23 protein-coding genes are annotated in these 25,130 nt (G+C 71.5%); 10 read left to right on the top strand and 13 right to left on the bottom strand.

Features of this window, described 5'->3' with window-relative positions:
- The 8 genes from HII36_RS21760 to HII36_RS21725 form a co-directional block, all read right to left on the bottom strand.
- Positions 1–832, bottom strand: an 832-nt coding sequence (locus HII36_RS21760) for a hypothetical protein (protein WP_173525073.1), incomplete at its 3' end; no start/stop codon positions are given.
- Positions 829–1,155, bottom strand: a complete 327-nt coding sequence (locus tag HII36_RS21755; RefSeq protein WP_173525072.1) for a PadR family transcriptional regulator — start codon at positions 1,153–1,155, stop codon at positions 829–831. The genes HII36_RS21760 and HII36_RS21755, both read right to left, overlap by 4 nt.
- Positions 1,156–1,267: 112 nt before the next feature.
- The gene (locus tag HII36_RS21750; protein ID WP_173525071.1) at positions 1,268–2,749 is read right to left on the bottom strand and encodes a hypothetical protein; all 1,482 of its coding nucleotides are present in this window, start codon (positions 2,747–2,749) and stop codon (positions 1,268–1,270) included.
- Positions 2,750–2,924: 175 nt separating this feature from the next.
- The gene (locus HII36_RS21745) at positions 2,925–3,872 is read right to left on the bottom strand and encodes a Ppx/GppA phosphatase family protein (protein ID WP_173525070.1); all 948 of its coding nucleotides are present in this window, start codon (positions 3,870–3,872) and stop codon (positions 2,925–2,927) included.
- Positions 3,863–4,351: a DUF501 domain-containing protein gene (locus HII36_RS21740; RefSeq protein WP_173525069.1), complete on the bottom strand. Its 489-nt coding sequence runs from the start codon at positions 4,349–4,351 to the stop codon at positions 3,863–3,865. Before HII36_RS21740 ends, HII36_RS21745 begins: the two co-directional genes overlap by 10 nt.
- Complete coding sequence (locus HII36_RS21735; protein WP_173525068.1) at positions 4,341–4,760, bottom strand: septum formation initiator family protein; 420 nt, start codon at positions 4,758–4,760, stop codon at positions 4,341–4,343. The genes HII36_RS21740 and HII36_RS21735 overlap by 11 nt, the downstream gene beginning before the upstream one ends.
- Positions 4,761–4,865: 105 nt before the next feature.
- A complete protein-coding gene (eno, locus tag HII36_RS21730) occupies positions 4,866–6,143 on the bottom strand; it encodes a phosphopyruvate hydratase (RefSeq protein WP_173525067.1) in 1,278 nt (425 codons plus the stop codon).
- 89 nt (positions 6,144–6,232) lie between these two features.
- Positions 6,233–8,107 carry a WD40 repeat domain-containing serine/threonine protein kinase gene (locus HII36_RS21725; RefSeq protein WP_236003737.1) on the bottom strand — a complete coding sequence of 625 codons (1,875 nt, stop codon included), beginning with the start codon at positions 8,105–8,107 and terminating at the stop codon, positions 6,233–6,235.
- Between the two features lie 102 nt (positions 8,108–8,209).
- Between HII36_RS21725 and HII36_RS21720 the strand changes: the two genes are divergently transcribed.
- Positions 8,210–8,848 carry a class I SAM-dependent methyltransferase gene (locus HII36_RS21720; protein ID WP_173525066.1) on the top strand — a complete coding sequence of 213 codons (639 nt, stop codon included), beginning with the start codon at positions 8,210–8,212 and terminating at the stop codon, positions 8,846–8,848.
- Between the two features lie 22 nt (positions 8,849–8,870).
- Here HII36_RS21720 and HII36_RS21715 read toward each other — a convergent pair whose 3' ends face one another.
- The 4 genes from HII36_RS21715 to HII36_RS21700 all read right to left on the bottom strand — a co-directional run bounded on the left by HII36_RS21715 (position 8,871) and on the right by HII36_RS21700 (position 14,260).
- Positions 8,871–9,812: a MazG family protein gene (locus HII36_RS21715; protein WP_173525065.1), complete on the bottom strand. Its 942-nt coding sequence runs from the start codon at positions 9,810–9,812 to the stop codon at positions 8,871–8,873.
- 2 nt (positions 9,813–9,814) lie between these two features.
- Entirely contained in the window at positions 9,815–10,405 is a 591-nt protein-coding gene (locus HII36_RS21710) for a SurA N-terminal domain-containing protein (protein WP_173525064.1), read from the bottom strand.
- A gap of 45 nt (positions 10,406–10,450) precedes the next feature.
- A complete protein-coding gene (mfd, locus tag HII36_RS21705) occupies positions 10,451–13,939 on the bottom strand; it encodes a transcription-repair coupling factor (protein ID WP_173525063.1) in 3,489 nt (1,162 codons plus the stop codon).
- Between the two features lie 69 nt (positions 13,940–14,008).
- The gene (locus HII36_RS21700) at positions 14,009–14,260 is read right to left on the bottom strand and encodes a hypothetical protein (RefSeq protein ID WP_173525062.1); all 252 of its coding nucleotides are present in this window, start codon (positions 14,258–14,260) and stop codon (positions 14,009–14,011) included.
- Between the two features lie 53 nt (positions 14,261–14,313).
- Between HII36_RS21700 and HII36_RS21695 the strand changes: the two genes are divergently transcribed.
- From HII36_RS21695 to HII36_RS21685, 3 genes are read left to right on the top strand one after another with little or no spacing between them, the layout of a single operon-like run.
- Positions 14,314–15,030 carry a methyltransferase domain-containing protein gene (locus HII36_RS21695; RefSeq protein ID WP_173525061.1) on the top strand — a complete coding sequence of 239 codons (717 nt, stop codon included), beginning with the start codon at positions 14,314–14,316 and terminating at the stop codon, positions 15,028–15,030.
- Between the two features lie 58 nt (positions 15,031–15,088).
- A complete protein-coding gene (gene cysC, locus HII36_RS21690) occupies positions 15,089–16,321 on the top strand; it encodes an adenylyl-sulfate kinase (protein WP_173525060.1) in 1,233 nt (410 codons plus the stop codon).
- Positions 16,309–17,250 carry a sulfite exporter TauE/SafE family protein gene (locus HII36_RS21685; RefSeq protein ID WP_328807819.1) on the top strand — a complete coding sequence of 314 codons (942 nt, stop codon included), beginning with the start codon at positions 16,309–16,311 and terminating at the stop codon, positions 17,248–17,250. The genes cysC and HII36_RS21685 overlap by 13 nt, the downstream gene beginning before the upstream one ends.
- Before the next feature lie 8 nt (positions 17,251–17,258).
- Here the strand turns inward: HII36_RS21685 and HII36_RS21680 are convergent, their stop codons facing one another.
- Positions 17,259–18,296, bottom strand: a complete 1,038-nt coding sequence (locus tag HII36_RS21680) for a glycoside hydrolase family 26 protein (protein WP_173525059.1) — start codon at positions 18,294–18,296, stop codon at positions 17,259–17,261.
- A gap of 353 nt (positions 18,297–18,649) precedes the next feature.
- On the opposite strand from HII36_RS21680, the gene HII36_RS21675 reads away from it, so the two are divergent.
- Genes HII36_RS21675 through HII36_RS21650 form a run of 6 tightly spaced genes read left to right on the top strand, consistent with a single transcriptional unit; the run spans position 18,650 to position 25,129 of the window.
- Positions 18,650–19,960 (top strand): Wzz/FepE/Etk N-terminal domain-containing protein, encoded by a 1,311-nt coding sequence (locus HII36_RS21675; RefSeq protein ID WP_173525058.1) that lies wholly within the window; start codon positions 18,650–18,652, stop codon positions 19,958–19,960.
- On the top strand, positions 19,957–21,222 hold the full coding sequence (locus HII36_RS21670) for a hypothetical protein (protein WP_173525057.1): 1,266 nt from the start codon (positions 19,957–19,959) through the stop codon (positions 21,220–21,222). Before HII36_RS21675 ends, HII36_RS21670 begins: the two co-directional genes overlap by 4 nt.
- Positions 21,223–21,238: 16 nt before the next feature.
- Entirely contained in the window at positions 21,239–22,135 is an 897-nt protein-coding gene (locus tag HII36_RS21665) for a hypothetical protein (protein ID WP_173525056.1), read from the top strand.
- Positions 22,132–22,986, top strand: a complete 855-nt coding sequence (locus tag HII36_RS21660; RefSeq protein WP_173525055.1) for a sulfotransferase family protein — start codon at positions 22,132–22,134, stop codon at positions 22,984–22,986. The genes HII36_RS21665 and HII36_RS21660 overlap by 4 nt, the downstream gene beginning before the upstream one ends.
- The gene (locus HII36_RS21655) at positions 22,974–24,230 is read left to right on the top strand and encodes a lipopolysaccharide biosynthesis protein (RefSeq protein WP_173525054.1); all 1,257 of its coding nucleotides are present in this window, start codon (positions 22,974–22,976) and stop codon (positions 24,228–24,230) included. The genes HII36_RS21660 and HII36_RS21655 overlap by 13 nt, the downstream gene beginning before the upstream one ends.
- Positions 24,227–25,129, top strand: a complete 903-nt coding sequence (locus HII36_RS21650) for a sulfotransferase (protein WP_173525053.1) — start codon at positions 24,227–24,229, stop codon at positions 25,127–25,129. The genes HII36_RS21655 and HII36_RS21650 overlap by 4 nt, the downstream gene beginning before the upstream one ends.
- Position 25,130: the final 1 nt, after the last annotated feature.

Genomic DNA, 25,130 nt, shown 5'->3' with positions numbered 1-25,130 from the left:
GGGCGGGCGTGGGGTTCGATCCCTCGCCGCTCCAGGTCTGGTCCCTGACCAGCGGCAGCGGATAGCGGTTGAGCACCGGCTCGCCGCACGACTTGTCGATGACGTAGCCGCGGTGCTGCCAGTCGGTGGTGAGCGGCTCGCCGTCCTGGTCGTAGAGGTAGACGTCGCTCAGCGGGGTGCCGTCCTTGGCGTACGGCCGGATGTTGTACACCTCGTCACCCAGCGACGAGGCCGACTCGACGTAGACGGACGCGGCGTCGAGCGACCGGTCGCGCCCGGAGGTGCTCTCCACCGCCGCCCAGCCCACCAGCAGCGCCAGCGCCGCGACGACGTTGACGGCCGCGGTCAGCGGGACCAGCACCCGGCCGCCCGGCCGGCGGCGGCCGAACCAGACCGAGGCCCAGATCCCGCCGGCCACCACGATCAGCTCGACCGGGTTGCGCGGCACCGGCCCGGCGTTGGCGAAGATCGTCAGCAGCAGCATGGCCAGCAGGTAGCCGCGCAGCACCCACCAGCCGGGACGCAACTCCGGCAGGAAGCCCGTGAAACCGCGGTAGGGCGCGTGACGCAGGAGCCCGGCGTGCAGGCCGAAGATCCGCTCACGCAGGCGCAGGCGGCCCTTCTGGCGGCCCTGGGGCCGCCCCCCGTAGGCGGCGACCAGTTCCTCGGCGTAGGCGGCGGGCGGGCCGAGCCGTTCCTCCAGCGGGACGTCGGACTCGGCGGCGATCTCGGCCAGGTGGTCGTCGAGGTCTTCCAGCAGTTCCTCGCGGTCGGGATGGCCGGCCAGAGCATCCCGTACGGCCTGCGCGTACTGTCCGGGGGTGGTGGTCACGCGTGCCCCTTCTCGAGTAGGGATGCCATGGTGGCGGCGAACGAGGTCCAGGTCTTGGCCGATCGGGCGTACAGGTCCCGGCCGGTGTCGTTGAGTCCGTAGTACTTGCGGTGCGGCCCTTCGTCGGAGGCCACCACGTACGAGGTGAGCGCCCCGGCCTTGAACAGGCGGCGCAGCGTGCCGTAGACGGAGGCGTCGCCCACGTCCTCCAGGCCCGCCTCCCTCAGCCTGCGCACCACGTCGTAGCCGTAGCCGTCGCGTTCGTCGAGCACCGCCAGGACGGCCAGGTCGAGGACGCCCTTCAGTAGCTGACTGCTATCCACGCGAAGCACACTACTGTGTTAAGCGTAATACCGGCAACAAGAAAACCGGACGGCGTCACGGGGGACGCCGCCCGGTTCCCGTTTTCAGCGACTCACGCTCTGATCAGGTCGATCAGGCTTCGGCGCTCTTGGTGCTCTCCGCGGCCGGGGCCGGAGCCGGGCAGGTCGCGTTGAACTGGGTCGCGCCGGAGGACACGGCGTTCGGGCTGACGACCACGAGCTCGATCGAGCCCGAGGTCACACTGGCGCCGTGGGTGCCGCCGATGCCCCAGGTCACGTCCATGCTGCCGGCGGCGTTGAAGGTCCGGGTCAGGTTGCCCACACCGTCCTTCTTGCCGTTGATCAGCCAGTAGTACTCGACCGTGGTGGCGCCGGTGGCCGACAGCGTGGCCTTGAAGTCCACGCCCGGGCCCCGGGTGTCCTGGCACATGTCGTTACGCTGGCCGGCGACCGACACCGACGACACGCTCACCGAGACCTTGGCCTGGCAAGCGGCGTAGTCCTGGGTGATCGAGTCGTTGTTGTTCGGCCCGTACACCGACAGGGTGATCTTGCCGCCGTTCTTCGCGGCGCCGTCCAGCGCCTGCTCGGGCAGCGTCACGTTCTCCGCACCGCCGTGACGGCCGAAGGTGACCTCACCCTTGGCGACGGAGGTGCCGTTCACGGCCCAGGTGTACTGGACGCGAGCGGCGCCGGTCGAGCGGATGTTGGCGTGCGCGCCGACCTTGCAGTTGTCGTGGTTGGTCGCGGTCACCAGGTCGGTGGCCGAGACCTTGGCGGCCGGGGCGGGCTCGTAGTCCTTGCACCAGACCTTGTAGTAGGCCCGGTTGGAGGACGTGCGGTCAGGGCCGAGGATCTCGAGCTGGGCCCAGCCACGCTGGCTGTGCTTGGGCGCGAAACCGAAGCCGACCTTGCGCGAGTTCCAGACCTTCACCTTGCCGTAGTCGACGACCTCGCCGTTGAGAACCCAGCGGTAGCGAACCCAAGACGGCTGGTTGACCTTGATCAGGCCGGTGAAGCCGATCTTGTCACCCGGGGTGCACGGACCGGCGTACGAGTCGGGGCTGGCCCAGGCCCGGGCCGCGACACGCACGTCCTTGTCGTTGGGCACACCGTTGAGGTCGACACACGAGACCGCGAAGTAGCCCTTCTTGGACGTGGCCTTCTTCGGGGCGAGGACCTGGATGGCCTCCCAGCCCTTCACGTTGCCCTTGAAGGTGATCGACTGCTTGGCCGTGATGGTCTTGTAGCCGTTGCCCTTGAGCTTGACTACCTGAACCTTGCCCTTGGAACCGTCACCGTGGAGCCAGCGGTAGGCGAGCTCGGTCTTCCCCTTGACGGGGACCTTGATCTTGGCCGAGAAGTTGACCTTGACCGGGCAGGCTCCCTGATAATCCTTGGGGGAAGCCTTGGGCGTGGAGACCGAGACCTTGGACTTGGCGGTGGCCGTGGCGGCGGCGGCCGTGGTGGCCTTCGCCGACGTGGCCGTGGTCGCCGCCTGGGCCGGGCTGGCGGCCAGCCCGCCGACCATGGCGGCCAGCACCGCGCCGGCGCCGAACGCCGCCGCCTTACGTGCTAAACCAACAGACATCATGATGAGAGTGCTCCATTCCGTGAGGGAAAAGATGCGCTCGGGAACGGTCGCCACGCCGACACCATCCGTGTACGGCAATATGGCAAAGCCCCCGTAATGCCCCTTTACCTAATCACAATACAGATTGCACACTCAACACAGCCCCTAGATCGGAAATGTCCGGATTCCGCTACTTCTATCCGGCGAGGGACCAGGCAATGCCGTCCAGGATGTCGTGCTCGCTCACCACCACCTGGGCAAACGCGAAACGACGAACGATCCGATCCAGAATTAGCGCACCAGCCCCAATCACGTCAACACGTCCGGGGTGCATCACCGGAATCGCGGCGCGATCACCATGGGTCATCGCGAGCAGCCGCCGCGTCACCTCGTGCACCTCGTGCGCGGAAATCCTGGCGTGGTGAATTCGCTCCGGCTGGTATGCGGGCAGGTCGAGCGCGATGCCCGCGACCGTGGTCACGGACCCGGCCAGGCCGACCAGCGTGTGCGCCCGGCGCACCGGCACCTCCCGCTCGACCCGGTCGAGCGCGGCCTCGATGTCGGCGACCACGGCCTCCAGCGCCGGCGCCGACGGCGGGTCGCCCGCGTCTCGCAGGTGCCGCTCGGTCAGCCGCACGCAGCCGATGTCCACCGACAGCGCGGACTCGGCGTGCTCGGCGCCGACCACGAACTCGGTGGACCCGCCGCCGATGTCGACCACCAGGTAGGGCGGCAGCGGCCCCTGCGGCACCTCGGTCTCCGGCGACAGCCTGACCAGCCCCCTGGTCGCGCCGGTGAAGGACAGCTCGGCCTCCGCCGACCCGGTGATCACCTCGGGCTCGACGCCGAAGATGGCGCGCACGCCGTCGACGAACTCCTGCCGGTTGGCCGCGTCGCGGGTGGCGCTGGTGGCCACCACCCTGGTGGCCGTCGCGCCATGGCGCTCGATGAGCTCCTGGTAGCCGCGCATCGCCTTGAACGTGCGCTCCAGCGCGTCGGGCGCGAGCCTGCCGGTCTTGTCGACGCCCTGCCCCAGGCGGACGATCTCCATCAGCCGTTCGACGTCGCTCAGCGTGTCGTCGGAGACGTCCGCGATGAGCAGGCGAACGGAGTTGGTCCCGCAGTCGATGGCGGCTACACGCATGGTCCGTCACTCCACCACTCGGGGAGCACGTCGAGCGCCTCCCTGCCGAACGGGTTGGTCCCCGGCGCCGCCAGCTCGTGCGCGACCAGCGCGTGCAGGCACTTGACCCGCTGCGGCATGCCGCCGGTGCTCTGCATGTCGCGCGGCAGCGGCTCCAGGCCCTCCTGCCGCGCGGCCTCGTCGCGATCGGCGACGTACGCGTCGTGCGCGGCCTGGTAGGCGGCCGCCAGCTCGGGCTCGGTGGCGAGCCTGGCCTGCATCTCGCGCATCAGCCCCGAGCCCTCCAGCGTGCCGATCGCTGAACTGGCCTTGGGGCAGGTCAGGTAGTAGAGGGTGGGGAAGGGCGAGCCGTCGGGCAGCCGCGGCGCGGTCTCGACCACGTCGGGATTGCCGCAGGGACAGCGGTGCGCCACCCCGCGCAGCCCTCTGGGCGGGCGCCCGAGCTGCCGCTCGACCGCTTCGACGTCCTTATTCTCCAACGCTTTCCTTCTCCCCAGTGGCCGCTCTGCGGCCGTTGCCCCGGTCGGCGGCCTCGACGGACTCCCACAGCGTCTGATACCACGGCGGCGCCGCGGCCGGCTGCTTCACGGCCGTCTGCTGCTTGCCCTGCTCGGGCTCCATCACCACGAAACACTTCTCGCCGACACCGCAGTAGTGGAGCCGCTCCTTGAGCGTCTTCTTGATCCAGTTCGGGTCGCGGATCTGCCGGTCACGCGCGATGAGCGCCTGCTTCTCCGCCTCGACCCTGGCCTTCTCGGCCTCCAGCGCGGCGATGTCGCGGCGCATGCTGATGGTCTCGCGCACAGGGTAGGCCAGGCTCATCGCGATCGCGCACACCACGATCGCCAGGATGGCGGCCCGCCCGGTCAGCTGCGGCCTCTTCGCCAATTGCTGCACCCCTTTCGAGTACGGCTCGCGGTCGCGACCGAGTGCCCCACCTGGTGAGGCGGCTCGGTCGTCAGAGGGTTCGCCGGCCGCGAGCCGTACTTGAAACTAGCGCCGGAAGCGCGGGAACGCCGCGCGACCCGCGTAGCGGGCGGCGTCGTCGAGCAGTTCCTCGATGCGCAGCAGCTGGTTGTACTTGGCCACGCGGTCGGAGCGGGCCGGGGCGCCGGTCTTGATCTGGCCGCAGTTGGTGGCCACGGCCAGGTCGGCGATCGTGGTGTCTTCCGTCTCGCCGGAGCGGTGGCTCATCATGCAGCGGTAGCCGTTGCGGTGGGCCAGGTCGACCGCGTCGAAGGTCTCCGACAGCGTGCCGATCTGGTTGACCTTGACCAGCAGCGCGTTGGCGGTGGCGGCGGAGATGCCGCGCTCCAGCCGCTCGGGGTTGGTGACGAACAGGTCGTCGCCGACGAGCTGCACCTTGTCGCCGAGGGCTTCGGTGATGGCCTTCCAGCCGTCCCAGTCTTCCTCGTTCAGCGGGTCCTCGATGGAGACCAGCGGGTAGTTGGCGACCAGGTCCTCGTAGAAGGCGATGAGCTCCTGCGCCGACAGGCCCTTGCCGTCGATGGTGTAGACGCCGTCCTTGTGGAACTCCGAGGCGGCCACGTCGAGAGCCAGCGCGATGTCCTCGCCCGGGGTGTAGCCGGCCTTCTCGATGGCGACCAGGATCAGGTCGAGCGCGTCGCGGTTGGAGGGCAGGTTGGGCGCGAAGCCGCCCTCGTCGCCCAGGCCCGTGGCGTAGCCCTTCTCCTTGAGCACGCCCTTGAGCGCGTGGTAGACCTCGGTGCCCATGCGCACGGCCTCGCGGAACGTCTCCGCCCCGATCGGCGCGATCATGAACTCCTGGATGTCGACGTTGGTGTCGGCGTGCGCGCCGCCGTTGAGGATGTTCATCATCGGCACCGGCAGCACGTGCGCGTTGGGCCCGCCCAGGTAGCGGAACAGCGGCAGGTCGGCGCTGTCGGCGGCGGCCTTGGCCACGGCCAGCGACACGCCCAGGATGGCGTTGGCGCCGAGCTTGGACTTGTTCGGGGTGGCGTCCAGATCGATCATGATCTGGTCGATGATGCGCTGGTCTTCGGCCTCGATGCCGTTGATCTCGTCGAAGATCTCGTCGGTGACGGCGAGCACGGCCTTCTCCACGCCCTTGCCGCCGTAGCGGGGTCCGCCGTCGCGCAGCTCGACCGCCTCGAACTGACCGGTGGACGCCCCGCTCGGCACGGCGGCGCGGCCGCTGCTGCCGTCGTCGAGGACCACCTCGACCTCGACCGTCGGGTTGCCCCGGGAGTCGAGGATCTCTCGAGCGTAAACGACCTCGATGGTAGCCACGGGATGCGCTCCTAAATCTGAAGGGCAGTATGCCTTCAGAGCCTATCGGTACCCCGCCGCGCGAGGTCGGGTGCCCGGCCCGGCGGATGTCAGCCCTCGTCCACCAGGCTCCAGGCGCGCAGCCGGTTGCCGACGGACGCGGCGAGCAGGCCGTCGCCGGTGGCCAGGATCGGCGCCCAGGCGTCCGACTCCAGCAGCCTGCCCAGCTTCTCGCCCGTCCGCGCGTTCCAGACGGTCAGGCCGTCGCCGCCGACGATCATCGGGTGGCCGTGCCCTTGCACCACCGCCATGCCGCCCTTGCCGGTGCTGAAGGTCCGCAGTTGCCGGCCGGTGGCCGCGTTGTGCACCGAGGTACGCCCGGCCACGGTGGCCGCGACCAGGTTCTGGTCGATCGAGGCCAGCCACCGCACGCTGCCTGGGACCAGCGTGCCGCGCGTGCCGCTCCAGCCCTTCGCCGTGCCGACCACGAGTTCGGTGTCCTGCCCGCCGCCCAGGTCGAGCGCGGTGACCGGGCCCTTGGCGCGCGGCTCCTGGCCGATCAGCTCGCCGGTGGCCATGTCGGCGATCCGCACGGTGCCGTCGGGGCAGCCGATGAACAGCGCCGCGCGGGTGCGCCATTTGCCCGCCGTCATCCTGGCGCCGCCGCTCGGGCACACCTGGCGCCAGGGGCCCTGCGCGGGCTGGTCGACGCGCCATCTGCGCAGCTTGCCGCCGGTGTCCGTCCAGAACACGGTCTGCTCGCCCGCCACGTCGGCCAGCGCCATCGACGACACCGGCGTGTACGTGCCGTACTTCAGCGTCCGCACCTCGCCGTTCGCCTCGGGACGCCACACCCTGACCACCCGGGCCACGTCGTCGGCGTAGGCCACCATGGCGACGCCCTTGCGGTTGCCGACGGCCATCGCCGCGACCCCGCGCGCCACGGGTCCCGCGCTGCCGCCCAGTTCCACGCCGATCGTCCGGTTCGTCGCCACTGACCCGCTCGCGGCCGGCATGCCGCCGCCCCGCCAGACCAGCCCGACCACGAGCCCGGCCGCCAGCAGCACGCCCACGCCCGCCGCGGTCCACTTGCGTCTCTTGCCGGCGAGCAGGCCGCCGGTGCGTCCGCGCCGCCGCGCGCTCTCGGGTTCGAGCACCCGTGTGGCGCCCGCGGCCTGCTCCCCGGTCCGCCCGAGCAGCCGCATCAGCACGTCGTCGGCCGTGGGGCGCTTGGCCGGGTCCTTGGCCAGGCAGGCTTCGAGCACCCCGCGCAACGGCCGGGGCACCTCGCTCAGGTCGGGTTCGGCGTTGAGTATCCGGTTCATCACGGCCGGGATCGAGTCGCGGCCGAACAGCGGCGTGCCGGTGGCCGCGAACGCCATCGTCGAGGCCCAGCTGAAGATGTCGCCCGCCGAGGTCACGCTCTCGCCGGCGATCTGCTCGGGCGCCATGTAGCCGGGCGTGCCGACGACGCTGCTGGCCGTCGTGGAGGCGTCCATGGCCTTGGCGATGCCGAAGTCGATCACGCGCGGGCCGTCCGGGCCCATCAGCACGTTGCTCGGCTTGAAGTCGCGGTGCACGATCCCGGCCCCGTGGATGGCGGTCAGCGCGGTGGCGGTCCCCACGGCCAGCCGCTCCAACTGGCCGCCGGTCAGCGGGCCGCCGTCGAAGACCAGGTCGTGCAGCGACGGCCCGTCGATGAACTCGCTGACGATGTACGGCCGCCCGTCGACCAGGCCGCTGCCGTACACCTTGGCCGTGCAGAACCCGGCCACCTGGGCCGCGGTCGCGCTCTCGCGCAGGAACCTGCGCGTGGCGCGGTCGTTGGTCAGCAGCCGCGCGTGCAGCACCTTGATGGCCACGTGCCGGCCGGCCGCGTCCTTGCCCAGAAAGACCGAGCCCTGTCCCCCGTCACCCAGCCTGCCGAGCAGGTGGTGACCCTCGATCTCCCGCGGCTCTCCCGCCAGCAGCGGTCTCAGCTCCATCACCAGTCCCCCTGGATCTCACTGGTATCAAGCTAAGGATCCTGACATTTCGCAACATTTGCCGCTACTTTGGGATTTTGGACGTCTGCTCTAATAGGGCGTATGGAGTCGATCGCCCAGCGTCTGATGCGTTCGCGCGTGCTGCCGGAGATCTACGAACGGCTCTGGCGACCGGCGCTGATCGGCCTGGCGAAGGGACCGCTCGGCCCGACGACCGCGCAGGAGATGGCGCTGCTGCGGAGCATGCTGGCGGCCGGGCCCGGCATGAGGATCCTCGACGTGGCCTGCGGCCCGGGCAACACCACTCGCGCCCTGGCGTCCGGTGTCCGGCCCGGCGGGCTCGTCGTGGGGCTGGACGCGTCACCGACCATGCTGGCCCGAGCCGCGCGCGACACGCCGCCAGGCGACCGCGTGGCCTTCGTCCTGGCGGACGTGCTCGACCTGCCCTTCCCGCCGCGGACGTTCGACGCGGTCTCCTGCTTCGCCGCGCTCTACCTGTTCGACCGCCCCTTCGACGCCCTGGACGCCATGGCGCTCGCGCTGAAGCCGGGCGGCCGGCTGGCCGTGCTCACCACCAGGCGGGTCCCCGGGCTCGGCCGGCTCAACGACGTCTTCGGCGCGCTCGGCGGGATCCGCATGTTCGGCGACCGCGAGGTCACCGAGGCGCTGGCCAAACGCGGGTTCACCGGCATCAGGCAGCGCAGGACCAGCCTGATGCAGTTCGTCTCGGCCGTGCGCTAGCGAGGCTCCCGACGCCCGCGCTCTAGCGCGATTCCCAGGCCCGCACCCGGTCACGGTAGGCCCGGGCGGCGGCCCGCAGTTCGGCCTCGGCGTCGAGCCCCGCCTCGGCCGCCCGCTTGACCAGGTCGAACAGCTCCCTGGCCACGCCCTGGCCGACGGCCGACGCCAGCGACTCCGGCGCGCCCGCCCGCTCGGCCCTGCGCAGCAACTGGGCCGCCAGCGACAGCGCGGGCTGGCCCAGCGGCACCCCGTCGAGCGCCGACTGCTCGCCCTTGGCCGCCCGCTCGGCCGCCTTGATCGCGTTCCAGTTGGCGTTGACCTCGTCGGCGCTCTCGACCTGGACCGAGCCGAACACGTGCGGATGACGCCGCACCAGCTTCTCCACGATGCCCGCGGCCACGTCGTCCATGTCGAAGCCGGTGGCCACCCGGGCGTGGAAGACCACCTGCAGCAGCAGATCGCCCAGCTCCTCGCGCAGCGCCGGGTAGTCGCCCTGCTCGATGGTCTCCAGCACCTCGTAGGCCTCTTCGAGCAGGTACGGCACCAGCGTCTCGTGCGTCTGCTTGCGGTCCCACGGGCACTCGGTACGCAGCCGGTCCATCACCGCGACCAGGTCGAGCACCCGGGCGCCCGGCAGGTCGTACGAGCCGGGCACCACCTCGATCAGCGGCGGCTCGTCGAGCGCGATCGCGGCGTGGCCGACGGCCCGCATGAAGTCTTCGTCGGTTCCGTCGGAGGTGACCTCGGCCAGCCACACGACGGTCTCACCGACCGCCCGCCGCGCCAGCGACGCGGCGTCGGGCGTGACCACCTCGACCTCGATCCCGGCCTCGGCCAGGTACGGAAGCTGCGGATGCGCGGCCGACCCGGTCAGCACGGGACCCGACCCGAGCGCCTGCCAGGCCTGGTGGCTCAGCAGGCCTGGCGCGACCCTGGGCGAGGAGGTGACGACGATCAGCGGCACGGCTAGCCCTGAGCCCCCTGCTGCGGTTCCTCGGGGAGCTTGCCGAAGCGGCCGGAGTCGACGAACAGCCGCTCCGGGTCGAACGTGCCGTAACGCGGGCTGAAGACCGGCTTGACCGAGTTGATCTCGGCGGTCCACTTGGCCTGCGCGGCCTGCGCGTCACCGGAGCCGGCGAACCGGCGCTGCAGCTCGCCCATCGCGAGCTGCGCGCGCAGGTACCCGCGCGCGTTGGCCGGCGCCACGCCCTGCCCCAGCAGGTTGTACTCCGGCGACTGGGCCTCGCCCGGGTCCTTCAGCGCGGCGTCGACCGCGGACTCGGGCACCTGGATGTTGTGCTTGGCGGCGAGCTGGCGCCAGCCGCTCTCTTTGCCCATGCGCCACAACACGAGCTGGTTGAGCGGCACGTTGACCTGGTCGAGCAGCTTGGCCTGCTCCAGGGCCGCCTGGTATTCCTGGACGTTCTTGTCCAGGTCGGCCGAGCTGATGCGCTCGCTCCCGACCACGGCGGCCGAACCGGCCTTCATGGGGGAGGAGCAGGCGGTCAGCGCCACACCCGCCACGGCGACGGCCACGGCCACTCGAATCGACTTCACGTGCGTTCGCTCCTATAAAACCCGACATCCCGGCAATGCCGGGCGCTAGCTTACCTGTGCGGACTGGAGAAACATCGCCTCGACCAGGTCACCGCACCACTTGAGCAGGTCGAGATCACGCAGCGGCTGCCCGCCCAGCGGCTTGGTCTTCGGCGCGGGCACCAGCAGAGTCTCGGCCGCCTGCTTGTATATCGCCTTCTTGTACAGCCGGTCGAGCCGCACCTGCTGCGACTCCTTCAGCACCACCGGGCCGAACTTGATGTTCTGGCCCTGCAGCGTGACGTCCGTCAGCCCGGCCTGGCGCGCCCTGATGCGGAAGCGGGCGACCTCCAGCAGGTTCTCCACCTCCACCGGCGGCTTGCCGTAGCGGTCGGTCAGCTCTTCGCGCACCTCGTCGATGTGGATCTGCGCGGTGATCGCCGCGATCCGCTTGTACGCCTCCAGCCGCAGCCGCTCGGAGGTGACGTAGTCGTGCGGGATGTGCGCGTTGATCGGCAGCTCGACCTTGACGTCGTGCTGCTCCTCGGCCACCTCGGCGCCCGACAGCTTGGCCTTCTGCTCCTGCACGGCCTCGGCCATCAGCCGGACGTACAGGTCGAAGCCGACGCCCGCGATGAAGCCGGACTGCTCGGCGCCGAGCACGTTGCCCGCGCCGCGGATCTCCAGGTCCTTCATCGCCACGTACATGCCCGCGCCCATCTCGGTGTGCTGCGAGATCGTGGCCAGGCGCTCGTGCGCGGTCTCGGTCAGCGGCTTCTCCGGCGGGTACAGGAAGTAGGCGTAACCACGTTCCCTGCCTCGCCCGACCCGGCCCCTGAGCTGGTGCAACTGCGACAGGCCGTAGTTGTCGGCCCGGTCCACGATCAGCGTGTTGGCGTTGGGCACGTCGAGGCCGGACTCCACGATCGTGGTGGAGACGAGCAGGTCGTACTCGCGCTCCCAGAAGCCCACCATGATCTTTTCGAGCTGGTGCTCGTTCATCTGGCCGTGCGCCACCGCCACCCTGGCCTCGGGCACCAGCTCGCGCAGCCGCGCCGCGACCCGGTTGATCGAGGCCACCCGGTTGTGCACGAAGAAGATCTGGCCGTCGCGCATCAGCTCGCGCCTGATAGCGGCCGCGATCTGCTTCTCGTCGTACGGGCCGACGAACGTCAGGATCGGGTGCCGCTCCTCCGGCGGGGTGAGGATGGTCGACATCTCCCGGATGCCGGTCAGGCCCATCTCCAGCGTGCGCGGGATCGGCGTGGCCGACATGGCCAGCACGTCGACCTGGGTGCGCAGGTGTTTCATGGCCTCCTTGTGCTCGACGCCGAACCGCTGCTCCTCGTCGATGATGATCAGGCCCAGGTCCTTGAACCTGACCTCGGGGCTGAGCAGCCGGTGCGTGCCGATCACCACGTCGACCGCGCCCGTGCGCAGGCCCTCCAGGGTGCCCTTGATCTCGCCGTCGGTCTGGAAGCGCGAGACCGGCTTGAGCGAGACGGGGAAGCTGGAGAACCGCTCGGTGAACGTGGACATGTGCTGCTGCACCAGCAGCGTCGTCGGCACCAGCACCGCGACCTGCTTGCCGTCCTGCACCGCCTTGAACGCCGCGCGCACCGCGATCTCGGTCTTGCCGTAGCCGACGTCGCCGCAGATCAGCCGGTCCATCGGGACGCCGCGCTCCATGTCGCGCTTGACCTCGTCGATGGCTTCGAGCTGGTCGCCGGTCTCGGCGTAGGGGAAGGCGTCCTCCATCTCGCGCTGCCACGGCGTGTCGCCGCCGAACGCGTGGCCGGGCGAGGCCATGCGGGCCGAGTAGAGCCTGATCAGCTCGCCGGCGATCTCCTTGACCGCCTTCTTGGCCCTGGACTTGGCCTTGGCCCAGTCGGCGCCGCCCATGCGGTTCAGCGTGGGCGCCTCGCCGCCGACGTAGCGGGTGACCTCGTCGAGCTGGTCGGTCGGCACGTAGAGCCTGTCGCCCTTGGCGTACTCGATGACCAGGTATTCGCGCGTGGCGCCCTGCACGGTGCGCTGGACCATCTCCACGTAGCGGCCGACGCCGTGCTGCTCGTGCACCACGTGGTCGCCGACCTTGAGCTGGAGCGGGTCGACCATGTTGCGCCGGCGCGAGGGCAGGCGGCGCATGTCCTTGGTCGAGGCCTTCTGGCCGACCAGGTCGAGGTGGGTGAGCACGGCCAGGCCGGGCGTGATGAAGCCGTGCTCGATCAGGCCGGTGCTCACGTGCACGACCTTGGGCTCGGGCGCCTGGTCGAGGAAGTCGCGCAGCCGGGCCGGCACGTCGACGCCCTTGAGCAGCTCGACCATGCGCTCGGCCGGGCCGTGGCCCTCGCTCAGCAGCACGACCGCCTTGTCCTCGGCCAGCCACGCCTTGATGTCGGCCAGCGCCCTGGCCGTGTCGCCGCGGTAGGACTCGGAGTCGTGCGCGTCGAGCTCCACGCCGCCGCCGAACGGGGCCATCGTCCACCACGGCCGGCCCAGCGCGTCGGCGTGGTCGCGGATCTCCTCCAGCGATCTGAACGCCGCCGCGCCCAGGTCGATCGGCGCCTCGCCGCCGGCCGCCGCGTTGATCCAGGACGCCTCCAGGAACTCCTGCGAGGTGCGGACGAGCTCCTCGGCCCGCCCCCTGATGCGCTCGGGATCGCACACGAACACCGCGGCCCGGGCCGGCAGGTGGTCGAGCAGCAGGTCCATCTCCCCCGCCAGCACCGGCGCGAACGCCTCCATGCCCTCGACCGGCGCGCCCTCGGCGAGCTGGTCGAGCACCTCGGCCAGCGCGGGATGCTCGCGCGCCAGCTCGGCCGCCCTGGCCCGCACCTCGTCGGTGAGCAGCAGCTCGCGGCACGGCGGCGCGAACAGCCCGTCTTCCGCGGCCTCCAGCGAGCGCTGGTCGGCCACCTTGAACCAGCGCACCTCCTCGACCGTGTCGCCCCAGAACTCCAGCCGCAGCGGGTGCTCCTCGGTGGGCGGGAACACGTCGAGCAGCCCGCCGCGCACCGCGACCTCGCCACGCTTCTCCACCATGTCGACCCGGTGGTAGCCGTTGGTGACCAGGCGCTCGACCACCTCGTCGAGATCGGCGTCGTCGCCGGCCCTCAGCCTGATCGGCTCCAGGTCGCCCAGGCCCTTGACGATCGGCTGCAGCAGCGCCCTGACCGGCGCGACGACGACGCTCAGCGGGCCGGCGGCGGTGTCGTCCTTGATGGGGTGCGCCAGCCGCCTGAGCACGGCCAGCCGCTGGCCCACGGTGTCGCTGCGCGGCGAGAGCCGCTCGTGCGGCAGCGTCTCCCAGGCCGGGAACACGGCCACGGAACTGGGCTCGATGAGGCTGGTCAGCGCGGCCGCCAGGTCTTCGGCCTCGCGCCCCGTCGCCGTGACGGCCAGCACCGTGCGCTGGTCGTGCTGGGCCAGCGCGGCCACGCCGAACGGACGCAGCGCGGCAGGCGCGACGAGCGCGGCGTCACCGCCCTCTTCGAGAGCGGTGGTCAGTTTCGGGTCGGCGGCAACAAGGTCAAGCAGTCCGGAAAGACTCATCAGCTAGCCCCACGATGGCAACACAACTACCCCCGACCGTCGAGGTGGCGGGGGTCTCAGGCTTTCAGCCTACTCGCCCCCGCCCACCCGGTAGCCGGGCACCGAGGGCCGGCGGACGGTCAGCACGACCGACTCCTCCGCGGTGCGCACCTCGCCCCTGACCCACTGGTCACGCTCGTCGCCCGCGGCGTGCACGCCCCACTTGATCTCCGCGTCTTCGCTGAACCTGGGATCGCCCGGGGGTTTGAAGTGACCGAGCAGCCGGCCGGCGTCACCGGCGGCGTCGAGACCGGCGTTGCCGGCGTACACCTGATCGCTCACATCACGGAACGCTAGTGCATTACTTTCCGCCATTGATTGAATACTGTAGGTGCATGTCTGAGGTGCGATCGGTCGCCCCGAGAGGCGATCTCTTTGGTCAGCGGGTCCGCGAGCAGTGGGCCGGGCAACTCGGCCGACGGCTCAACGTGCTGGTCGCGGGCTGCACGCACGACGAGCCGCTGGTGCTCGAGCACATCGACACCCGGGTCACCGGCGTCGACGAGGACCTGCCCGCGATCAGGGAGGTGGTCGAGGAGCGGGCCGACCTGGTCGCCTGGTCGCTGGGCGACCTGCGGTGCGTGCCGATGCGGCCCAGATCCTTCGACGTCATCCAGCTCTCGTTCCTGCTCGAGCGCATCCACCACGGCGAACTCGTGCTCGACCGGCTGCTGCAGGCGCTGCGCCCCGGCGGGCTGCTGCTCCTGCGCATGCGCGACCGCCAGTCCGCCTACGGCCTGCTCGACCGGATCACGCCGTCGTGGCTGCGCCGGCTGCTCTGGCGGCACGTGGTGACGCCGGGCACGCCGGGGCCGCTGCCCGTCGTCCACGAGCCGCTGACCTCCAGCGACGGCATCCACGGCTTCTGCCTGAGCCGCGGGCTGATGGTCATCGACGACGAGCGCGCGACCAGCGGCCCGGCCTCGGGCGGCCTGGTGCGTACCGCGATCAGGGCGGCGAGCCGGCTGACCGGCGACCGCTACACCGCCGAACATGATGAGATAACGATGGTGATCAGAAAACCGCACTATCACTTCGCACGGCTCATCTAGCATCACTACAGCAAGGTCGCTAGGCTGGTTTCCGACCAATTCAATCGGAATAGTTGGGATGGGTGCGATCGTGGAGTGGACCCCAGACCCACGGGAACTGGCCGACCTCGAGCTGCTGCTCTCCGGCGCGTTCCAGCCGTTGACCGGGTTCCTCGGCCACGAAGACCTGCACGCCGTGCACGAGCGCGGCACGCTCGCCGACGGCGGCCCGTGGCCCGCGCCGGTCACACTCCACCTGCCCGGCGACGTCGAGACCGCACCCGGCGACGAGATCACCCTGCTCGACCCCGAGGGCATGCCGCTGGCCACGCTCACCGTGACGGAACGCGAGCCCGACGGGCTGGTCGCCGGTCCGGTGAAGGGCCTGGGCACGCCCGAGCACGGGCCGTTCGCCCGGCTGCGCCGCACCCCGGCCGAGCTCCGGCAGGAGCTGGCCGGTCGGCCCGCGCTCGCCGTGACCATGCGCGGCCCGCTCGACGACCTGAGCGAGATCGTCGCCACCGCCAAGGAACTGGGCGCGGTCATCGTGCTGCTGCCGCTGTCGTACGGCGAGGCCGGGCCGGCCGTCGTCCGCGCCGCGCTGCGCGCCAAGGACCGGCTGCCCGCGGACACGATCGTGGTGTCGGTGCCGCTCGCGCCGCGCGACGAGCCCGAGATCGACCTGGAGCTGCGCGAGCACGTGGCCACCGCGTACGGCGCCGCCGAGCACCTGGCCGGGCCTGAGCCGGTGAGCATCCCCGGCCCGCCGCACCGGCGTGGGCTCGTGGTGTTCTTCACCGGGTTGTCCGGCTCGGGCAAGTCCACGATCGCCCGCGGCCTGCGCGACTCGCTGCTCGAACTGGGCTCGCGCACCGTGAGCTACCTCGACGGCGACGTGGTGCGCCACCTGCTGTCCAAGGGCCTGACGTTCTCCAAGTCCGACCGCGATCTCAACATCCGCCGCATCGGCTTCGTGGCCGCCGAGACCGCCAGGCACGGCGGGCTGGCCATCTGCGCGCCGATCGCGCCGTACGCGGCGACCCGCGCGGAGGTGCGCGAGATGGTCGAGTCCGTCGGGGCCGACTTCCTGCTCGTGCACGTGGCCACGCCGCTGGCGGAGTGCGAGCGCCGCGACCGCAAGGGCCTGTACGCCAAGGCGCGGGCCGGGCTCATCCCCGAGTTCACCGGCATCTCCGATCCCTACGAGGAACCCGACGACGCCGATCTCGTCATCGACACCACGCACATCTCGATCGAGGCGGCCGTGACCCAGGTGCTCGGCACGCTGCAGTCCGGAGGGTGGGTGCGTTGATCGACTTCGCGCTGATCGCGGGTTCCTTCCTGGTCGCGATCGTGGTCGGGCTGACCGGCATGGGCGGTGGCGCGCTCATGACGCCGATGATGATGTTGTTCTTCAACGTCCCGCCGCTGGCCGCGGTCTCCAGCGACCTGGTCGCCTCGGCCGTGATGAAGCCGGTCGGCAGCGTCGTGCACCTGCGGCACGGCACGGTCAACCTGAAGCTGGTCGGCTGGCTGTGCGCGGGGTCGGTGCCGGCCGCGTTCTGCGGCGTGTTCCTGGCGCGGGCGTTCGCGGTGACCGACGCGGTCAAGTACGCGCTCGGGGTGGCGCTGCTGCTGGCCGTGGCCGGGATGGCGATCAAGAGCTGGCTCGGTTCGCGAGGCGGTTCGGCGAGCACGCACGACATCGTCGTGCGCCCAATTCCGACCCTACTGGTCGGTACGGTAGGCGGGCTCGTGGTCGGCGTGTCCTCCGTCGGCTCCGGCTCGCTCATCATCGTGGCGCTGCTGGTGCTCTACCCGGCGCTCAAGGCCAACCAACTCGTCGGGACCGACCTGGTGCAGGCCGTGCCGCTGGTGACCGCGGCCGCGCTCGGGCACCTGATGTTCGGCGACTTCCGCCTCGATCTCACGCTCTCCCTGCTGCTCGGCTCGATCCCGGGCGTCTACCTGGGCGCCAGGATCTCCTCCAGGGCGCCCGGCGGGCTGATCAGGGCGATGCTCGCGATCGTCCTGCTGGCCTCGGCGCTCAAGCTGCTCGACGTGGACAACACCCTCACCCTCCTCATCCTGGCCGCCGCCACCCTGATCACCGTCGCGGGCTGGCGCCTGCGAGGGGGCGCCGTCGTCTGGACCGAGGAACGGCGGGAGCGCAGCGACCACAGTGACGAAGGAAGACGACGGATCCCAGCGACCGAGCCGCCGCACGAAGTGCGGCCATAGACGCGCGCTCAAGGCCGCGGGACGGGAGTCTCGCGGAAGTACGGGTCTCGTGCGAGCGCCGTGAAGGCGCGGTCGGCAGACGGCTCGGTGTCGAAGCTGGTGTCGCCGCGCGGCGCGTTCGGTGAGTCGAAGTAGATCAGGGCCTTGATCTGCGGATAGTCCCGGATCTGGCGGCGTACGGACTCGAAGAACGCGCGCTTGAACGACCGGTCGGCGGCCCGCTCGAACACGCCCCACTCGGCCACCATCACCGGTTTGCCGGGGAAGCGCCACTGCGTCCACCGGTAGAACCCGGGCCAGGTCGCGTACTCCTTGCGCGTCTTGTTCACCAGCCCGTCGAAGTCGTCCACCCGGTCGTCGGCGTACGGGTCCATGCCCACCCAGTCGACCACGTCGTCGCCCGGGTACAGCTCCTCGAACCAGGGCTTGGCGGCCCAGTTCGGCACGCCCATGTACGTCATGACCGTGACCGCGTTCTTCACGCCGCCGGCCCGCAGCCTGAGCACCACGTGGCGGTACATGGCCGCGTAGTCGGCCGCCCGCATGCCCGAGCCGGGGGCGGCGTCGACGTCGTTCTCCGGCTCGTGGTGGACGGTGAGGAAGAACCGCTCGGGGAAGGTGCGCCTGAGGTAGGCGGCCAGCCGGTCGATCCTGCGGTCGAGCGCGCCGCGGGCGATCTCGGCCCAGGTGTGGTCGAACGACGGCTTCCAGTTGATCATGAGCAGCCGCGGCCTGGCGGGATCGCGGGCCAGCGCGACCTCCTGGCGGGTGGGGAACAGCTCCTTGCCCCGGTGGTAGACGTGCACGACGTCGGCCGTGACGCCCATGCGCGACTCGGCGCCGCGCAGCGCCTCGGTCACCTGCGCGCCGGTGAACACCTCGGGGGCGATGCCCCACCAGGCGCCGCACGACGGGATGAGCCGCGTGGTGACCGTACAGGCCGGCGAACCGGCCACCTCCGGGCGGTCGGCGACGGCGGCGACGCGCGGGCGGCCGTTGGCGCCTTCGGCGCTGGAACAGGAGGCGAGCAGCGCGACCAGCGTCATGAAGACTCCGCCGAACGCGGTGTTCGCCGCGGTATGAGAAATGCCCCGTAGTTGCAAAACCGTCGAACCCCCTTGTCGAAGGACCCCCGCCCTTTCAAACCTGAACCTTGCCATGTCATTCCTCGAACTTCAGCCAGTGCGGACGTCTTACCAGGTGGAAGCCCATGTCCCGCCACCCCGAATTTCCCGAAATTTCGGTTTATAGGGTGGCGAATTTCCAGCCCGACCGGAGAAAATCTTGGGTATTCAAGCTGGGTAATATCCCTCCGCCCTATAGTGAGCGAACACCTCGGCCGTGACGCAGCGTTGCCGCTCGACGACAACGCGCACACCCCTCCAGGAGAACCGCGCTCATGAGCCAGACGCCGGAGTCCCCGGCCCGCCGCTCGGGCACCGACCTGGGCGAGCACTTCGCGCTGCTGCGCCGGCGCTGGCTGCTGTTCGCCGGCTGCGTGGTGTTCGGCGGCACCGCCGGGCTCGCGGTGCTGCGCATGGTCCCGCCCGCCTACACCGCGACCACCCAGGTGCTGGTCACGCCGGTGGGGCAGGAACCGGGCAACCAGGTGACCGGCAGGCAGCGCGAGTCCCTGAACCTCGACACCGAGGCCCAGATCGCGCAGTCGGCGGTGGTGGCGGCCAGGGCCGCGCCGGCGCTCCAGCGGGCCGCGCTCGACCCTGTCGAGGTCTCGGTGCCGCCCAACTCGGCGGTGTTGTGGATCTCCGTCACCGCCGCCGACCCCGGCTCAGCCGCCGCGCAGTCCCGCGCGTACGCCGAGGCGTACCTGGCGCACCGCCACGACAGCGCCGCGGCCGCCGCGACCGCGCAGCAGCAGGCCGTCCTCGACAAGCTCAAGCAGGTCAACACCGGGCTCGACGAAGTGGTCGAGGAGCTCGACGGGCTGCCCAGGAGCGGCTCGCGGCGCGCGCTGGCCACGCACCGGCAGGCCGTGCTCAACCGGCAGGCCGCCGCCCTCGCGCTCAAGTACGACGCGCTCAAGACCGCCACGATCAACCCAGGTTCGATCATCAGCCAGGCCGCCGTGCCCACCGCGCCCAGCTCGCCCAGGCTGCCGCTCTGCCTCGGCACCGGGCTCATGCTCGGCCTGCTGGCCGGCGCCGCGGCCGCGCACCTGCGCGACAGGCTCGACACCCGGCTGCGCACCGCCGCCGACGTCGAACGGCTGACCGGGCTGCCGGTGCTGGCCGACCTGTCGTGGCCGCGCCACGCCGGGGTGCTGCACGACCTGGCCTGCGCGGTGGTCGCGGCGATCCCGGGCAAGCGGCTGCTGATCCGGGCGCTGCCCGCCGACCTGCGTGCCTCGCCGGCCGAGCCGCTGCCGCTCAGCGCGCCGGTGATGGTGCTCGACGGCTCCGACGTACGCGACCTGGCCAGGGCCGACGCCGCCCTGCTGCTGCTCGGCCTCGACCAGGTCGACGCGGACGAGGTGGCGGCGGCGGTGCGGGAGCTCGCCAGGCACGGCGTGCCGGTGATCGGCGTGGTGACGGCCACCGGCGCGCTGCCGTCGTTCGTCCCGGTGCTCGAATCACCGGCGCACACCCCGCTCGGCAAGCTGGTCGCGACCGGCGAGACGCCCCGGATCAGCACGTCGGCGGAGACCACGCCCATGCAGGCGATCCATCCCCGGCCCACCCGTCCGACGTGACAGGCCCCGCCTGGCCGATCGCCGCGCTGCTGCTGGGCTACCCGCTCTGGTGGGCGCTGGGGTTCGGCGGACTGTCGGTGATCGGGCTGGCCGTGCCCATGGCGGTGATCCTGTGGCGGCGGCGGCCGATCAGGGTGCCGCCCGGGTTCGGGCTGTGGCTGCTGCTGCTGGCCGGGTACGCCATCAGCGCGCTGATGCTGGCCGAGCTGCCGCCGGGCACCTACGGCCAGTTCGGCGCCGGACGCCTGCTGGGCTACGGCATGCGGCTGGCGCTCTACCTGGCGCTCCTGACCATGGTGCTCTACCTGGGCAATCTGACCGAGCGCGAGCTGCCGCAGCTCCGGCTGGTGCGGATGCTGGGCGTGCTGTTCCTCACCACCGTGGCCGGCGGGCTGCTCGGCGTGCTCTTCCCCGCGTTCTCGTTCACCTCGCCGGTCGAGCGGCTGCTGCCGGACTGGATCGGCGGGCATCCGTTCGTCCAGAACCTCATCCATCCCACGGCCGCGCAGACGCAGAAGGTGCTCGGCTTCTCGCTGCCGCGGCCCGAGGCGCCGTTCGAGTGGGCCAACGCGTGGGGCAGCAACGTGTCGGTGCTGCTGGTCTGGTTCGTGGTCGGCTGGTGGGCCTACGGCGGCAGGCGGCACAAGGCGCTGGTGGCCGCAGCGGTGGCGCTGGCCGCCGTCCCGATCGTGTACTCGCTCAACCGCGGCCTGTGGATCGGGCTCGGGCTGGCCGTGGTCTACCTGATCGTCCGGGTGGGCGGCAGGACCAGGCTCGCGCTGTGCGCGGGCGCGGCGGGCGCGGCGGTGGCGTTCGCGCTCAGCCCGCTGGCCCCGCTGGTCGCGCAGCGGCTGGACCGGCCGCACTCCAACGACATCAGGGCCTTCACCGTGTCGGCCACCGTCGCGGCGGCGAGCCGTTCGCCGGTCATCGGCTACGGCAACACCCGCAACGCGCTGGGCAACCATCGCACGATCACCACCGGCAAGACCGGGTGGTGCGCCGAGTGCGGTCACCCCCCGCTGGGCAGCGACGGCCAGCTCTGGCTGCTGCTGATCACGCAGGGGTTCACCGGGGCCGCGCTGTACGTGGCGTTCTTCGCCGGGGCGATCCGCAGGCACTGGGCCGACCGCAGCCCGATCGGGCTGGGCGGCGTGCTGGTGATGAGCCTGGTGCTGCTCTACATGCTCGTCTACGACGGGCTGGTCACGCCGCTGAGCCTCTATCTCATCTCGTTCGCCCTCCTGTGGAGGAACTCATGAACCTGTGGCGGAACTCATGAACGACTCCGCGATCCGGCTGGGTTATCTGGCGGAGACCGTACGCCTGCTGTATCCCGGGCCGGGGGCCGCCAGGGCGTACACGGTGCTGCCGCACACCGCCGTGCCCCGGCGGCTGGCCCCGCGCCGGTGGTGGCACGTGTGGCCGTCGGTGATGGTGCCGGTGGAGGGGTCGATCTCGGCGTACCTGAGCGAGGTGTTCGGCGCGCCGGTGGAGACCGTCGTGCACGTGCGCCCGGCCAGGCGGGCCAATCGCAAGCCGGTGCTGGAGGCGCGCTCCGGCGGGGAGCGGCTGGCGTTCGTCAAGGTCGGCGACAGCGATCGGGCCGCGCGGCTGGTCACCACCGAGGCCGCCGCGCTGCGGCGGCTGGCCGGGCTGCGGCTGGAGACCGTGGTCGTGCCCGAGGTGCTGCACCACGGGAGCTGGCACGGCATGCCCGTGCTGGCGCTGACGCCGCTGCCGGTCAGACGCGGACGTGTCCCGCACGCCCTGCTGAGCGCCGCGGTCAAGGAGATCGCCGCCACCGGCGGTCCCGACGGGGCCTGGCACGGCGACCTGGCCCCGTGGAACCTGTGCCCGTCCGACGACGGCCGGCTGCTGGTCTGGGACTGGGAGCGCTACGCGGACGGCGTGCCCTACGGGTTCGACGCGCTGCACTACTTCCTCCACCGCGCGCTGCGCACGATGACCCCGGTGACGGCCGCCCGCGCCTGCCTGGCCCGGTCCGTACGGCTGCTCGCGCCGCTCGGCGTGTGCGCCGCGCAGGCCAGACGGACGGCACTGGGCTACCTCATCGCGCTGGCCGACCGGCACGACGCCGACGGCTACTTCCCGCTGGGCCCGCCGGACACCTGGCTCAACCCGGTCGTCGATCACGAGGAGCTGCTGATATGAGCACCATGAAGCGGTCGGTGCTGACGGTGTCGCGTCTCGCCGGCCGGTTCACCTCCGGGGTGCGGGTGCTGCCGTCGTTCCTCATCGCGGGCGGCCAGCGGTGCGGCACCACGTCGCTGTACCGGGCGCTGGCCCAGCATCCGCTGCTGCTCAAACCGTGCCTGCACAAGGGCGTGCACTACTTCGACGTCAACTACGCCCGCCCGCTGTCGTGGTACCAGGCGCACTTCCCGCTCAAGGCCGGGGTCGCGCTGCTGGCCCACAGGTACGGCGGCCGCCCGCTGGCCTTCGAGTCGTCGCCGTACTACCTGTTCCATCCGCTGGCCGGGGCCAGGATCGCCGCCGACCTGCCGGGGGTGAAGCTGATCGTGCTGGTCAGGGATCCGGTGGCGCGGGCGTACTCGGCGCACGCGCACGAGGTGGCGCGCGGCTTCGACACCGAGTCGCACTTCGAGTACGCCGTCGAGCTGGAGTCCGGCCGGCTGGCCGGGGCCGAGCCCGCCTTCCGTGCCGACCCGTACGCCGTGCACCACTCCCACCGGCACCACGCCTACCTGGCCAGGGGCCGCTACGCCGAGCAGCTCGACCGGCTGGAGCCGCTGTTCGGCCGCGATCGCATCCTGGTGCTCGACAGCCATCGGTTCTTCGCCGATCCCGAGCACGTCCACGACCGGGTCCTGGAGTTCCTGGGCGTCCCGCACCTGGCCTATCCCGCCTTCGACCGGCACAACGGCAGGTTCACCGCCAAGCCGATGCCCGCCGCGGTCGAGCGCCGGTTGCGCGATTACTTCGAGCCGTACGACGCGGCGCTGGTGCGCTGGCTGGGCGGTGAGCCGTCGTGGCGACGCTGAACCCGGTCAGGCGGCTGGCGCGCGGCGGCGCTGCGGGGATCTGCGGCGCGGCGGTCAGCGCGGCGGCGCAGTTCCTGCTGGTGCTGGTGGTCACCAGGACGTTCACCGCGGCCGAGGCGGGCGCGTTCTTCACCGCCACGGCCCTGACCCTGATGGCGGCCGGGATCGCCAGGCTCGACGCGGGCAACGGGCTGGTGTACTTCATCGCCAGGGCCAAGACGTTCGACTACCTCGGCATATCCGGATATATCCGGGCGGCGCTGGTGCCGTGCGCGCTGGCCGCCTGCGCCGCCTGCTGGGTGCTGCATCCCAGGCTCGGCCCGCTCGCGCCGGCCCTGCCCGTCATCGTGATCGGCGACGTGCTGCTCGCGGCCACCAGGGGGTTCGGCGTCATGCGGCCGACGCTGCTGCTCGACGGCGTCATGCTGCCGATCACGCAACTCCTGCTGACCGTCGCCGTGGCCGTCGCCGACCGGCCTGAGTGGCTGCCGGCCGCGTGGGGGCTGCCGTACCTGCCGCTGCTCGCGCTGGCCGCGCTGGAGCTGCGCGGACGGGTGCCGCGCACGCCGTACCTGCCGGGCACCGGGCGCGACCTGTGGCGTTACACCGGGTTCCGGGCGGCGTCCGGCGCGATCCAGGCGGTGTTCCAGCGCGTCGACATCGTGATCGTGGCCGTTCTGGCCGGGCCGGTCGAGGCGGCCGTCTACACCGCGGCCACCCGGTTCAAGGTCGTCGGGCAGCTGGCGAGCCAGGGGCTCGCCCAGGCCGCGCAGCCGCGGCTGGTCAGGGCGCTGGCGGCCGGCGACCTGGCCGCCGCACGCGAGTTGTACCAGGTCAGTACGGCGTGGCTGGTGCTGCTGACCTGGCCGCTCTGGCTCGGGTACGCCGCGTTCTCGCCGTGGCTGCTGCGGCTGTTCGGCCCCGGCTACGACGCGGCGGCGCCGGTCGCGCTGGTGCTGGCCGCGACCATGATGGTGGCCACCGCGTGCGGCATGGTCGACGTCGTGCTCACCGCCGCCGGGCACACCGGGGCCGCGCTCGGCAACCTGGTGGCCGCGGTGGCCTGCACGATCGTCCTCGATCTGGCGCTGATCCCGGCGTACGGCGCGACGGGCGCGATCGCCGGCTGGTCGGGCGGCGTGCTGGTGAAGAACCTGCTGCCGCTGTGGCAGCTCCACCGCCGCTACGGCCTGCGCCCCTTCGGCCACCACAGCCCGCGCGCCGTGCGCGGCGCCCTCGCGTGAACGCGCCCGTGCTCGTCACCGGGCTGCCCAGGAGCGGGACGAGCTGGGTCGGCAGGATGCTCGCGGCCGGCGGCGAGCTGATCTACGTCAACGAGCCGCTCAACCCCGGCCATCCGCCCGGCGGCTGCCCCGGCGTGCTCGACGCCCGGGTCAGCCACCGGTTCCAGTACATCTGCGACGACGACCGCACCGGCTGGCTGCCCGCCTTCCGCGACACCGTCGCGCTGCGCTACCGCTGGGCGGCCGAGCTGCGCGCGAACCGCTCGCCGTACGACCTGGCCCGGCTGCTGCGCTACGGCACCGCCTTCGCCTACGGCCGCCTGACCGGCCGCAGGGCGCTGCTCGACGACCCGTTCGCGGTGCTGTCGGCCGGCTGGTTCGCCCGCCGCCTGGGCTGCCGGGTGATCGCGCTGGTGCGTGATCCGGTGTCGGTCGTGGCGAGCTGGCGGCGGCTCGGCTGGCACGTGCCGGTGCGCGAGTGGCTGGACCAGCCCCTGCTGTTGCGTGACCACCCCTGGCTGCTGGAGCTGCGCGCGCTCGACGGCTCCGCCGACCAGCTGGCCACCACCGCCGCGCTCTGGCGCGCCGCCCGCCGGGTGCTGGCCGCCACGCCCGGCATCGAGGTCGTCTCGTACGAGTCGCTGGCCGCCGACCCCCTGCCCGGCTTCCGCCGCCTGTACGACTACGCCCACCTGTCATGGACGCCCCGCGCGGCCCGCCGCATCACCCGGGCCTGCACCGCGCCCACCACCGGCACCAGGAGCTTCACCTGGTCGGGCCTGTCGCGCACGGCCTACCGCCCGATGGACTCCAGGCAGGCCCTGCGCACCGCGGGCCGGGGCCTGACCCCCGAGCAGGCGGCCAGGGTCCGCGAGCTCACCGCGGGCGCAGACGCCTGAT

Source organism: Nonomuraea antri (assembly GCF_013283785.1).
Lineage (GTDB): Bacteria > Actinomycetota > Actinomycetes > Streptosporangiales > Streptosporangiaceae > Nonomuraea > Nonomuraea antri.
Note: the sequence above shows the minus strand (reverse complement) of the source record. Positions and strands in the feature narration are given on the sequence as shown.